Annotated in this window: 12 protein-coding genes; 4 read left to right on the top strand and 8 right to left on the bottom strand. The window is 71.7% G+C overall.

What is annotated here, in order from left to right; genetic code table 11:
- Positions 1-12: 12 nt before the first annotated feature.
- The gene (locus ACFPLC_RS37395; RefSeq protein WP_378197964.1) at positions 13-1,341 is read left to right on the top strand and encodes a COG1470 family protein; all 1,329 of its coding nucleotides are present in this window, start codon (positions 13-15) and stop codon (positions 1,339-1,341) included.
- Between the two features lie 90 nt (positions 1,342-1,431).
- On the opposite strand, the gene ACFPLC_RS37390 is transcribed toward ACFPLC_RS37395, so the two are convergent.
- From ACFPLC_RS37390 to ACFPLC_RS37375, 4 genes are all read right to left on the bottom strand, one after another.
- Positions 1,432-2,058, bottom strand: a complete 627-nt coding sequence (locus ACFPLC_RS37390) for a response regulator transcription factor (RefSeq protein ID WP_378197966.1) — start codon at positions 2,056-2,058, stop codon at positions 1,432-1,434.
- Positions 2,059-2,163: 105 nt separating this feature from the next.
- The gene (locus ACFPLC_RS37385; RefSeq protein ID WP_378197968.1) at positions 2,164-2,814 is read right to left on the bottom strand and encodes a response regulator; all 651 of its coding nucleotides are present in this window, start codon (positions 2,812-2,814) and stop codon (positions 2,164-2,166) included.
- A gap of 4 nt (positions 2,815-2,818) precedes the next feature.
- Entirely contained in the window at positions 2,819-3,496 is a 678-nt protein-coding gene (locus ACFPLC_RS37380; protein ID WP_378197970.1) for a sensor histidine kinase, read from the bottom strand.
- A gap of 415 nt (positions 3,497-3,911) precedes the next feature.
- The gene (locus ACFPLC_RS37375) at positions 3,912-4,670 is read right to left on the bottom strand and encodes an alpha/beta fold hydrolase (RefSeq protein ID WP_378197972.1); all 759 of its coding nucleotides are present in this window, start codon (positions 4,668-4,670) and stop codon (positions 3,912-3,914) included.
- 88 nt (positions 4,671-4,758) lie between these two features.
- On the opposite strand from ACFPLC_RS37375, the gene ACFPLC_RS37370 reads away from it, so the two are divergent.
- Entirely contained in the window at positions 4,759-5,181 is a 423-nt protein-coding gene (locus ACFPLC_RS37370; RefSeq protein WP_378197974.1) for a MarR family winged helix-turn-helix transcriptional regulator, read from the top strand.
- 19 nt (positions 5,182-5,200) lie between these two features.
- Here the strand turns inward: ACFPLC_RS37370 and ACFPLC_RS37365 are convergent, their stop codons facing one another.
- Together ACFPLC_RS37365 and ACFPLC_RS37360 are read right to left on the bottom strand one after the other, a co-directional pair.
- Positions 5,201-6,889, bottom strand: coding sequence for an enoyl-CoA hydratase-related protein (locus ACFPLC_RS37365; protein ID WP_378197976.1), 1,689 nt, complete (start codon positions 6,887-6,889; stop codon positions 5,201-5,203).
- A 285-nt stretch (positions 6,890-7,174) separates the two neighbouring features.
- Positions 7,175-8,002 carry an SAM-dependent methyltransferase gene (locus tag ACFPLC_RS37360; RefSeq protein WP_378197978.1) on the bottom strand — a complete coding sequence of 276 codons (828 nt, stop codon included), beginning with the start codon at positions 8,000-8,002 and terminating at the stop codon, positions 7,175-7,177.
- 158 nt (positions 8,003-8,160) lie between these two features.
- On the opposite strand from ACFPLC_RS37360, the gene ACFPLC_RS37355 reads away from it, so the two are divergent.
- Complete coding sequence (locus ACFPLC_RS37355) at positions 8,161-9,492, top strand: cytochrome P450 (protein WP_378197980.1); 1,332 nt, start codon at positions 8,161-8,163, stop codon at positions 9,490-9,492.
- Positions 9,493-9,547: 55 nt separating this feature from the next.
- A complete protein-coding gene (locus ACFPLC_RS37350; protein ID WP_378197982.1) occupies positions 9,548-10,600 on the top strand; it encodes an alpha/beta hydrolase in 1,053 nt (350 codons plus the stop codon).
- Position 10,601: 1 nt separating this feature from the next.
- Here the strand turns inward: ACFPLC_RS37350 and ACFPLC_RS37345 are convergent, their stop codons facing one another.
- On the bottom strand, positions 10,602-11,633 hold the full coding sequence (locus ACFPLC_RS37345; protein ID WP_378197984.1) for an ornithine cyclodeaminase: 1,032 nt from the start codon (positions 11,631-11,633) through the stop codon (positions 10,602-10,604).
- The gene (locus ACFPLC_RS37340) at positions 11,630-12,544 is read right to left on the bottom strand and encodes an ornithine carbamoyltransferase (RefSeq protein ID WP_378197986.1); all 915 of its coding nucleotides are present in this window, start codon (positions 12,542-12,544) and stop codon (positions 11,630-11,632) included. The genes ACFPLC_RS37345 and ACFPLC_RS37340 overlap by 4 nt, the downstream gene beginning before the upstream one ends.

Raw genomic sequence — 12,544 nt, 5'->3', positions numbered from 1 at the left:
AGACTTCCGCGCATGGGAGCAACGGCGACGCTGTCCGAGGCCGGCCTGGTCGCGGAACCCGGTCAGGAGACGAGCTGCACGGTGACCATCCGGAACGCCGGGCAGGTCGTCGACCAGTTCGCGGTCGACGTGGTCGGCGACGCGAGTGGGTGGGCCACCGCGGAACCGGCGACGGTCAACCTGATGCCGGGGGAGACCGGGACGGTCACCGTGCGGTTCGCGCCGCCGCGGTCCTCCGACGTCCCCGCCGGGACGATCCCGTTCGGGGTCCGGGTGTTCTCCAGCGAGGACCCGGCCGGCTCGGTCGTCGAGGAGGGCACCGTCGAGCTCGGCGCCTTCACCGAGGTCACCGCCGAAATCGTGCCGGCCAAGGTGGAAGGCAGCTCGAAGGCCGACTTCGAGGTCGCCGTCGACAACCGCGGCAACCGGCCGGTGGCGGTCGAGCTGAGCCCGCTGGACCCGGAGGACGAGCTGGACTTCCGGCTCGAGCGCGACCGGGCCGACCTGGCGCCCGGCACCGCCGCGTTCATCCGGATGCGCGCCCGGCCGCGGAAGCGGTTCCTGCGCGGGCAGCCGATCCGGCACCGCTTTCAGGTGTTCGTCGTCGCCGACGGGGCCGAGCCGCTGAAGACCGAAGGCACGATGGTGCAGCGGCAGCTGCTGCCGAAGTGGCTGCTGCCCGCGCTCGCCGCGCTGCTGGTGCTCCTGCTCGCCCTGGTGACGCTGTGGTTCACCGTGCTGCGGCCCGCGGTGAAGTCGGCGGCCCGCGAGGCCGCGCAGGAGCAGAACCACGAGATCGTGAAAGCGGCGCAGGACGCGGGCGCCGGGGCCGACCAGGCGAAGAAGCAGGCCGACCAGGCCAAGCAGAACTCCGAGCAGGCGATGAAGGCCGTCGGCCTGACCCCGCCGGGTGACAACCCCGCGCCTCCCGGCTCCGGTCCCGGCACGCCCCCGACCCGCGTCTCGAACGCGGCGGCGGCCGACGGGACTCCGACGGACTTCCGGGTGGCGGCGGACGCGAAGATCGACTCGAACGTCAACCGGTTCGCCGAATTCCCCTACACCCTGCCGGACGAGTCCAAGACGCTGGTGATCACCGACCTGATCCTGCAGAACCCGCGCGGTGACACCGGAACCCTGCGGCTGCTGCGGGATTCCGGTGGCACCAAGACGGTGCTGCTGGAGGTCGGGCTCTCGAACTTCCGCGACCTCGACCACCACTGGCTGCAGGCCTGGCGGTTCCAGCCGGGGGAGAAGATCGTGCTCGCGGTCAGCTGCCAGAACCCGGGGGACCGGGGCCGCTGCACCCCGTCGGTCTCCTTCTCCGGGCGGGTCGAGTAAGCCATGCCTCCACGCCTCGTGAGTGGTAAGGCGGGTTCTAACCCGCCTTACCACTCACGACAAGCCGCGGCAGACCTTGGACGGGCGGCACTAGATCAGCCCTTCGCGCATGGCGAAGGCCACCGCGTGGGCGCGGTTGCGGAGCTGGAAGCGGTTGGTGATGTCGTGCAGGATCGACTTCACCGTCCGCTCCGAGTAGCTGAGCTGGTCGGCGATCTCCCTGGTCTCGAACCCGTCGGCGACCAGCCGCAGCACCCGGGTCTCCCGCTGGGACATCCCGGCGAGGTCCCAGCCGTTCGGGCGCAGCACGTCCCGCTGCAGCCGGGACACCCGCGACAGCAGGCGGCCCAGCAGGTCGGGCGGCAGCGCACCTTCGCCGACGGCCGCGGCCTTCACCAGCCGCACCAGGGTGTCCGGGGTGGCGTCGGCCCGGCGGATGATCGCCGACACGCCGTTGCCCACGACGTCGAGCAGCTCCGAGTCCTCCACCTCCCCGGCGACCAGGACGACGCCCGCGTGGCCGGCGCACTGGAGGCTGCGCAGCAGCTGCCGCGCCTGTTCGTTCAGCCGCTCGACGATGACCAGCACGACGGCGGGCTCACCGGAGTCTTCGTCGGCGAAGCGGATTTCGGGACGTGACCGCAACGCGGCCGTGACGCCCGCGTGGGTGATGGTGTCGGTGGCGTGCAGCAGCACCGGAACCTGGTCGGTGATCATGGGTGTGGCCCTCCCTCGAACGACGTCGGATCGCTCCACCCCTAAGGATCGTGGTGCGGACGCCCGCCGAACAGGGACAGGGAGTCCCGATATGTCCCGCTTTCCTTACTCCGATCGGGCAATGCCGGCCTCTCGGGCCTTCGCGATGGCCTGCGTGCGGTCGGTGACCCGGAGCTTGCGGAAGATGTGGGACACGTGGTTGCGCACGGTTTTGTGGCTGAGCACCAGTTCCTCGGCGATCGCCGCGTTGCCCATGCCCTGCGCGACGAGCCGCAGGATCTCCTTTTCGCGCAGGGTCAGCCGCGGGAACGACTCGTCGCGCGGGGTCGCCGTCCCGAGCAGTGACAGCACCCGGGTGGCGATCGCCGGGCTGAAGATGGCTTCGCCGTCGCCGATCACCCGGACCGCGCGGATGATCTGCTCGTTGCGCGCGCCCTTGAGCAGGTAGCCGCGGGCGCCCGCGCGCATGGCGGCGAACACCGCCGCCTCGTTCTCGAACATGGTCAGCATGAGCACGCCGGTGTGCGGGCTCGCGCTCACGATCCGCCGCGTCGCCTCGACCCCGTCCAGGTCCGGGAGGTTCAGGTCCATCAGGACGACGTCGGGTTCGAGCCGGCCCGCGTCGGCGACCGCGGTCAGGCCGTCGGCCGCCTCGCCGGCGACCTCCATCCCGTCGGTGGCGTCGAGCATCGCGCAGAGGGCGGACCGGAAGACGGGGTGGTCGTCCACCACGAGGACGCGCAGGGAACCGAACACGGCCTCACTTCCCCGCGGCGAGCGGCAGCCAGGCGGCGATCCGCGTGCCACCGGAGGAAACCGGTTCGATCCGGCAGCCGCCGCCGAGGTCGCCGGCGCGTTCCCGCATCGACCGCAGCCCGGTCCCGCCGACCGTGGGCAGGGCGCCGCCGTCGGTGCCCACGCCGTCGTCAATGATCTCCACGTGCAGGTCGCCGTCCCGGGGCCAGAGGTGCACGGTGCACTCCCGGGCCCCGGAGTGGCGGGCGACGTTCACCAGTGCCTCGCGGATGATCCGGTAGGCGGTCACCTCGACCTCCGCCGGCAGCGGCGGCAGCTCGCCGCGGACCTCGACCCCGACCCGCAGCGGCCCGTGTTCGGCGGGCACCCGCCCGGTGAGCGTGGCCGCGTACCGCCGCACGGCCTGCACCAGCCCGGCCTCGTCGAGGGCGGGCGGCCGGGCGTCGGCCACGATCCGCCGCAGGTCGGTGATCGCGCCGTAGAGCTCGTCTTCGAGCCGGGCCAGGAGGTGCTCGGTGCCCGCCCGGTCCCGCCCGATCAGCTCCCGGGCGGCGCGCAACCCCAGCACGGCGGCCGTGAGCGTCGGCCCGAGCCCGTCGTGCAGATCGTGGAGCACGCGTTTGAGCCGGTCTTCGTACCCCGCGGGACGACCGAAGTCGGCGACGACGAATGTCCGGCGCATCTTCTCCCCGTCCGCCAGAAATGGTCTGGACCCCCTCGCGAACCGGGGAACCAGCTCTCGTGCGGGTAGCCCAGCCGGCTGCTCCGTTCCGCGTAGCGGGATGGTCACCCGCTGTACTAATCGCCGCATCCCGCCCCGGCGTTTCATTCGGAGCCACCGCCGCAGGTCACGGTCTGGTCCCGATGCGGAAACGCTCGTAACGGTGCAGGTCGGGGCAATGATCCGTTCGGCGCAACGGGCTTCGGCGGCCAAAAACGATTCATGAACTGCGCGCGGAACCGGTGGAAATTCGACAGAGCCGGGACGCTGCACTTCCGGGAAGTCGCACGGCGGATGGAGCAGAACACCGGTGGCAACCGGCCGAGCAACGGGTGTGCCGATTGTTTTCGATCTGCCGATCGATAAATGGAATCCGTCAGCCCGCGAGGTCCGGTAACGCGGCCAGCAGTTCTTCGGGCGTCTCGACCTGCGGCAGGTGGCCGGTCCGGGGGAGCAGGGTGAACGTCGACCCCGGGATCGCGGCCGCGTAAGCCTTCCCGTACTCCGGGCCGGCGATGCCGTCGCTCTCGCCCCAGATCACGTGCACGGGGAGGTCGAGCTCGCCGAGCCGCCCGGCGAGCGCCGGATCGGCCATGGCCGGCCCGGTGTACCCGATGAGGGCGCGCACGTCCGGGCTCGGGCCGGTGCCGCCGCCCGGCGGGACCGGCGCCTTGGCGGGGTCGTGGAAGGACAGCTCCCGGATCTCCGCGAGGGACATCCCGCTGATGTCGGTCAGGGGGTGGCCGTCGACCTCGATGCCGATCCCGTCGACGATCACCGCGCCGCGCACGCGCGGACTCCGCTGCAGCGCGATCTCGGCGGCCAGCCAGCCGCCGAAGGAGTTGCCGATCACGGTGACGTCCGTGAGGTCGAGGTCCGCCAGCAGGTCGACGTAGAGGCGGGCCAGCTCGGGCACGCCGGTCAGGCCGGCGGCCTTCGGGGTGCCGGCGAAGCCCGGGTGGGTGGGCAGCAGCACGCGCGAGCGGGTGCGGTCGGCGAGCAGATCGGCGAAGCCGGTCATCGTCGCCACGCCGCCACCGCCGTGCAGGAGCAGGAAAGTCCGGGTGCGGTCGCGGTCCTGGAGGGTCACCTCGGCCGAGCCGAGGGTGCGGGTTCCGGTGTGGACGGTCGTCATGGTTCCTTCTTTCGGAGGTCTCGTCTAAGTAACCTTATATAAGCTTCCTTAGATAAGCAACCTGACCTCGATGGGATAGGGTGAGCGCATGAAGTACCGCCCCGGCGACGTCGCACTGGCCGTCAAGCGCCTGCAGCACCGCCACCACCGGACGCTGAGCCGGGTGCTGGCCCCGCTCGGGCTTTCCCTCGTGCAGTGGGACACCCTGCGCCACCTGGACCGCCGCCCGGACGCCTCGCTGCACGAGCTGGCGGTGCTGACCTTCCAGACCGACCAGTCCTTCGGCTCGCTGGCGAACCGGATGGCCGACCGCGGGCTCATCGAACGCGTCCCCGGCCCCGGGCGGGCGGTCCGGCACCGGCTCACCGCGGAGGGAGCGCGGCTGCGCGCCGAAGGCCAGAAACTCGTCGACGGCATCGCCGAGTCGTCTTTCGGCGCCCTCTCCGCGGCGGAACTCGACCAGCTGGGCGAGCTGCTGGAGCGCGCACTGGGACCGGATTCGGCCGGCTGACGGCGCCGGCCTCGCACCGTCAGCCGACCGGCGTCATCCCGGGCAGGCGGGGGACCGGCAGCACGGGCGGTTCCGGTGCCGGGCCGGGCGCGTGTCCGGTGAGGAAGGCGCGCCGGGCGCCGGCGAAGCCGTGGCGGTCGTCGAAGATGTCCTGGCTCATCTCGGCGAGTTCCCGGACCCGGTAGGTCTCCAGTGGACGGCGTTGCTCGTCGGCGTCGCGCGCGGCCTGCTTGCGGCGGACGAGAGCGGCCGCGTCGGCGGTCAGCGCGGTGGCGTGGTCGAGCACGGTTCCGGCGAACTCCGCGCGGTCGCCGCCGACGAGGCGGTCGACGACCCCGAGCTCGGCCGCCTCGGCCGCGCCGATCGGCTCGCAGCCGGTGGTCAGCCGCCGGGCCTGGTCTTCGCCGGCCCGGCGAGGCAGCAGGTACGTCCAGTACTCCGAGCCGTACAGGCCCATCCTGCGGTAGTGCGGGTTGAGCAGCACCCCGTCCCGGGCGATCACTTCGTCGGCGCCGAGTGCGGGCATGACGCCACCCGCGCCCGCGTCGCCGGCGAGCGCGGCGACCACGACCTGGCCGGTGCAGCCGATGATCTCCCGGCAGAGGTCGTCGATCGCGATGATGTTCCGCCAGGCCTCCGCCGCTGGATCCGCGTGGGCGTCGATCACGCCCAGGTGAATGCCGTTGGCGAAGACTTCGCCGCCGGCCAGGACCAGGACGGCGGTGTCCTGCGCGGCGGCGTGGCGCACGGCCGCGGCGAGCCGGCGGCACTGACCAGTGGACATCGCGCCGTTGGGGAACGCGAACTGCAGCCACCCCACCCGGCCCACCCGCCGGTAGCCGATTTCCCGCAGGGCCGGCGGGACGGCGGCCACCGGCACCTCGCGGACGCGGTCCCCGAGCGCGAGCACCGCGGGCAGCTTGACGGTCGTCCCCGGTGCTTCCGGAGCCAGCCGCCGCGCCTGCCCGATCCACAACGCGCCGTCGCCGGTGCGGACCAGCACGGCACCCCGGCCGCGGGCCGCGATGGTGCCGGGCTCGCCGGCCGAGGCCTCCCCGGGATGGCCGTCGAACACCGCCACCGGCACCCCGGCGAGCTCGGTGTGCACGCCGGGACGGCCGTCCGCGGCGCGGATCCGGCGCAGGATGCGGGCGGTCGGCTCACCCCAGGAGAAGGCCCGGTCGGCCTGCCGGGCCAAGGGGCGGACGGTCACCGCCCGCCGATCCTGAAGGCGGGGCGTGAACCCGGGGTCTTCCGCCTTGGCCACGACCTCGCCGAGCAGGCTCATCGCCGCGTCGGACACCTCGGTGTTGTAGAGGGTGCTCTTGCGCGGCGGATCGGACGGCATCCGGAACACCCGCGTGCCCCAGACCGGCCCGCCGTCGAGCTCCCCGGTCGCCTGCAGGGCGGTGACGCCCCAGGCGGGTTCGGCGTCCATGATCGCCCAGTCGAGCGCGGACGAGCCGCGGTCCCCTTCGGGCCCGGGGTGGATGATGATCGTGCGGTGGCGGCGCCAGACGGCTTCCGGCACCCGCTGCCGCAGGAACGGGCAGAGGATCAGTTCGGGATCCGTGGCGGCCGCGGCCGCGGCGATCTCCTGCGGATCGGTCACGGTCCGGACCGTGACCTGGTGGCCGCGGTCGCGCAGGCCGAGCCAGGCGCGCTGGCTGAGTCCGTTGAACGCCGAGCACAACAGCAGGATTTTCAACGGGCCTCCACTCGGAGAGGGACCGGACAACGGACGGCGAACGACCGGTCGACGTTACCCGAAAAGGCACCGGAGCCGACGCGGCCAACAGGGTGGGCGCATTCGGCCGACCGGGCCGTCGGGTCCGATGATCGTTGTCCGGCAAGGCATTCGGGGCCGCGCGGCGACGGCCTCAAGGCGGGGTAATAACATTCCCGGCGCCTTCCCGGAGATATTTTTCCGCGCTCACCGCGAATGCGGACTCACGGCGACAGCAGAATGTATAACGACATATACGGCGCCGGATTATCCGGCGACTTTTCGCGCCACTCCGCCATAGAGCTGCGTGTTGGTATAGGGATCATCGGAGATGTCCCCGGGCCCGCCCGGTCGCCAGAGGGCGCAGCCGACCAGGCCGGGTTCGATCAGCTCGAAGTCGCCGAACATCGCCGCGACTTCCCCAAAGGTCCGGGTGGTCGCCTGGTCCTGCCCCCTGGCCCGGTTGAACGTGCCCACCGCCGTGTTGATCCGGTTGCCTTCCTGGTCGCTGATCATGTGCGAGATCGCCAGGTAGCTGCCGGGCGGGACGCGGCGGCGGTATTCGGCGAGGAGGGTGTGGGGGTCGCTGGCGTCGGGGATCCAGTGCAGCATGGCGACCATGAGCAGGCCGACGGGTTCGCCGAAGTCGAGCCGGCGCACGTCCGGGTCGGCGAAGATGCCGTCGGGGTCGGTGAAGTCGCCGTGCGTGATGGTGGCGGTTTCGCTGGCGCGCAGCAGCATCTTGCTGTGCGCGACGGCGATCGGGTCGCGGTCGACGTAGACGACCCGGCACCGGGGGTCGAGCTCGGCGGCGATCTGGTGGACGTTGCCGACCGTGGGGATCCCCGAGCCGATGTCGAGGAACTGCCGGATGCCCAGGTCCATCAGGGTCCGCACGACCCGGCCGAGGAACGCGCGGTTGAGGCGGGCGACGTCGCGGATGCCGGGCATGATCTTTTCGGCCTGTTCGGCGGCGTCCCGGTCGGCCTGGAAATTGTGCGCGCCGCCGAGCAGATAGTCGTAGGTGCGGGAACTGCTGGGTTTCGTCGTGTCGATACCCGGAGGAACCCATTCCTCTTCCCGGTGTTGTGTCATCGCGGTCCACCTCGATCCTTCGAACGAAGAACATACTCACTCCCACGTCGGCCTTGATTACGCCATCGGTGTGACGGCAATTCAGCCGATGGGTGCTGTCGCGTGCCGCCGGTTGGGCCTAAGGTGGCAGTCCTCCTCCGGACAGCCAAGGAGAGGAAATGAGCGTCCCGGTCGCGCCCGGCCGTCGGATCCTGCTGGGGCACACGCCGTCTTTGTTGCGGCGGCGGGTCGGGTTCACGTCTTCCCTGCGGGCACACGGCGATATCGTGCGCCTGTTCCTGGGTCCGCTGGAGACGTATTTCCTGACGAGCCCGGAGTTGGTCAATCAGGTCCTCGTGACGCGGGGGACGAGCTTCTCGAAGGGGATCATCTTCGACCGTTTCCGGCCGTTCATGGGAAACGGGCTCGTCATGTCGGAAGGGGCCTTCCACCTGCGGCAGCGCCGGTTGATGCAGCCGGCGTTCCACGGTGCCCGGCTCGCCGCGTACGCGGACACGATGGTGCGGGCCGCCACCGAGCTGACCGGTACCTGGCGGGCGGGAGAGGTCCGCCGGCTGGACGCCGACCTGCAGCGGCTGGCGATCACCGTGGTGGGGGAGACGCTGTTCGCCACCGAGCTCGGGCGGCAGGCCGTCGCGGAGGCACGCCGGTCGATCCCGGTGGTGCTGAAGGCGGGGATGGTCCGGGCGTTGTCGCCGCGGTTCCTCGAGCACGTTCCGGTCGTTCCCGCCAACCGGCGGTTCGACCGGGCCGTCGAGCGGCTCCGGCGGGTCGTGCACGAGGTCATCGCCGGGTGGCGCGTCACCGGCGAGGACCACGGCGATCTGCTGTCCATGCTGATGCTGGCCCGGGATCCCGGCACCGGCGAGGGGATGACCGACGAGCAGGTCTACGACGAGGTGATCACGCTGCTGACCGCGGGCAGCGAGACCAGCGCCGTCGCGCTGACCTGGCTGTTCCACGAGCTGGCGCGGCACCCGGAGGTCGAGCGGCGGGCGCGGGCGGAGGTGGACGAGGTCCTGGGTGGCCGCGCGGCGACCTTCGCCGACGTCGCGAAGCTGGAGTACTTGCGGCGGGTCGTCAGCGAAGTCCTCCGGATGTACCCGATCTGGATTCTCATGCGGCGGGCCCTGCGGGACGTCGAGCTCGGCGGGGTGCGGCTGCCCGCCGGTACGGAGGTCATGTTCAGTCCCTTTGCGCTGCACTTCGATCCGCGGTTTTACGACGATCCGGAGCGGTTCGATCCCGATCGCTGGCTGCCCGAGCGAGCGGCGCGCCTCCCGAAGGGCGCGTATGTGCCGTTCGGCGCGGGCGGGCGGCAATGTCTGGGGCAGGCGTTCGCCCACACCGAAATCACGCTGGTCGCGGCCACCGTGCTGGCGGGGTGGGAGCTGTTCCCGGTGCCGGGGGTGCCGGTGCGGCTCACCGTCACTTCGGCCGCCTACCCGGACCGGATGCCGATGACCGTGCTGCCCCGGCGTGCGGCCTGAGCGGCACCGGAATATCCCTTTCCTGATTCTCGATCTTTTTCGGAGGTAGTTTCCCGTGTTCGGAATCCTTGGTGGGCTGAAGCGCGCCGCCGGTCGTCGACGGCGGGCCGTCGTGCTCGTGCTGGTGGCACTGGGTTTCCTGCTGGTACCCGTGTCCGCCAGAGCGGACGGCGCCAGCTGCCGGGAGCTGTATTTCCCGGTGACGCTCGTGGCGCTGCCGCAGACGATGCACGGCACCCTGTGCGTGCCGCCGGGGGGTGCGAACACGGTTCAGGTGCTCATTCCCGGCGGCACGTACAACAGTTCCTACTGGGACATCGGTTACCAGCCGGAGATCCGGTCCTACCGGCTGGCGATGAACAACGCCGGGTACGCCACGCTCGCGCTGGACCGGCTGGGCACCGGGGGGAGCAGCACGCCGCCGAGTGCGGTGCTGACGACGATCACCGAAGCGGCCGTGGTGCACCAGGTGATCCAGGCCGTCCGGTCGGGTGCGCAGGGGCCGCGGTTCGGCAAGGTGATCCTGGCCGGGCATTCGTTCGGCTCCGGCACGGCCAGCATCGAGGCGGCCACCTTTCACGACGTCGACGCGGTGCTCGTCACCGGGCTGGCCCACCGGCTGAACCTCACCGGGACGACGGCGGTCTTCGCCTCGACCTACCCGGCCGTGCTCGACCCCCGGTTCGCCCGCGGGGGCTACGACGTCGGTTACCTGACCACGGTGCCGGGCAGCCGGTACTCGATCTTCCACGCCCCCGGGCCGAAGGTGGACGGCGCGATCGCCTTCGACGAGGCGACGAAGGACACTTCGGCCTACGAGCAGGCGGCCGACCTCTTCCCGGTCGGCATCATCGCGCCCTACTCGCTGCTGATCGACCGGCCGGTGATGGTGGTGCTGGGTCAGGACACGGTGTTCTGCGGGCTGCTGGCCACCGACTGCGCGTCGGCGGGCGGGATCAAGACGTCCGAGACGCCGTACTACGCCGCCGGTGCCGACCTGACCACGTACGCGCTGCAGGGGTACGGGCACGCGATCAACTACGCGCCCAACGCGCCCGACTACTTCAAGGCCGTCATCGCCTGGGCCGATCGCAAGGTCGGCCGGTGACTCAGCCGAGGTGGACGGCCGTCCCGAGTCCGCTGCGCCGGGCCTGTTCCGCGACAGCGGCGTAGAGGGCGACGTCCAGCACGCCCATGCCGAACGGGTTGAGCACCACGAACGGGTGGGCGACACCTCGGGCCGGGTAGCGGCCGGTGAGCAGGCCGCCGAGGGTGGCGTCGATCGGGCGCGCCGGGCCGCCGGGGCGGCTGATCCGGCCGGCGGCCATGAGGCGGCCGAGGGGACGGCGGGGGTTGTCGGCGACCAGGTCGAGGTCGTCGACGTACACCGCGGCCGCCTCGAGGAACACCGCGTCGGTGAGGTCGCCGAGGGACACGTTGACCAGCAGGGCGCCCGGCCGTGCCCAGTCGGGCTCGGCGTAGCCGTCGTCGGCGGTGGTGGTGAACACCGCGATCTCGGCGGCCGACACCGCGGCCCGCGCGGAGTCGTGCACCGTCACCTCCGGTCCCGGGAGCGCGGCGGCCAGCGCGGCCGCCACTTCCGGTGACCGGTCGTACAGCGCCACCGTCCGCAGCCCGGGCAGGCGGCGGGCCAGCAGGAGCGCGTGCATCCGGCCCTGGGCACCGCAGCCGACGACGGCCAGTGATCGCGCCTCCGCGTAGCCGGCGGCGTCGATCCCGGCCGCGCTGACGGCGGCGGTGCGGACCGCGCTGAGCAGGCCGGCCTCCATGATCGTGGTGATGCGCGCGGTTTCGGGGTCGAAGCACAGGCCGAGCCCGCCCGCGCGTTCCAGGCCGGCCGCCGGGTTGGACACGCTCGCGTTGATGATCTTCATCCCGTAGTGCGACCGCACCGCGCCCGGCATGCCGATCGACCGCGTGTAGGCGCCGTGCGAGTTCTCCCAGCGCAGGTACGCCTCGGCGGGCAGCAGGGTGGCGCCCCGGTCGTGGTCTTCCAGCGTGGTGCGGACGACGTCGACGGGGTCGAAGCCGGCCAGGCACCGCCGGACGTCGTCCCGGGACAGCAGGGTGACCTCGCCCGCGCCGGCCAGCCCGGTGGCTGCGTCGTCGAACCAGGTCACGAGCGGCACCATTCCAGCGCCGCCATCGCGGAGTACAGCTTGTTCTCCGCCTGGGCGAAGGCGAGGCTGTGCGGGCCGTCGAGCACCTCGGCGGTGACTTCTTCGCCGCGGTGGGCGGGCAGGTCGTGCAGGAACACCGCGCCGGGGCTGGTCCGCCACAGCTGCGTCGTCACCTGGAACGGTGCGAAGACCTTGCGCCAGTCGGGGTCGGGTTTGCTCGTGCCGGTCGTCTCCCACCGGGTGGTGTAGACGACGTCGACGCCGTCCGGCACGTCGTCCGGGTCGTGGTGCTCCACAATGGACGCTCCGCTGCGGATGGCGTGGGCCTGGGCCCTGGCCAGCACGTCCGCGGTGAGGCCGTACCCGGGTGGGGTGCGCAGGTGCAGTTCGGCGCCGGGGAACCGGCTCAGCGCCAGTGCGAGCGCGGCCGCTGAGTTGTTGCCTTCGCCGAGGTAGAGCACACGGAGCCCGTCGACGCGGCCGAACCGGCGGACCAGGGTGGTCAGGTCGGCCAGGGCCTGGGTCGGGTGCTCGTCCTCGCTCATGGCGTTGATCACCGCCATCCGGTCCTGCGCGGCGAGGGTCCGCAGCTCGGCCGGGTCGGCGGCGGTGCGGGCCACCAGGACGTCGAGCATCGAGGAGAGCACCCGGCCGGTGTCCTCGACGGTCTCGCCGGTGTTGGTCTGCAGGTCGCCGGGACCGTAGGCGATGATCTGCGCGCCCAGCCGCAGCGCGCCGGCGGAGAACGCGGTGCGGGTGCGGGTGGAGGTCTTGCGGAAGTGGATGCCGACGACGTCGCCGCGCAGCGACGTTCCCGCCGAGCGCGGCCGTTCGGCCAGCTGGGCGGCCCGGCGCACGATGGCCCGCAGGTCGTCGTCGGTGAGGTCGTCCAGCGAGATGAGATGACGCAC

Source organism: Amycolatopsis plumensis (assembly GCF_042652605.1).
Taxonomy (GTDB): Bacteria; Actinomycetota; Actinomycetes; order Mycobacteriales; family Pseudonocardiaceae; genus Amycolatopsis; species Amycolatopsis plumensis.
This window is presented reverse-complemented; position numbering and strand designations above follow the sequence as displayed.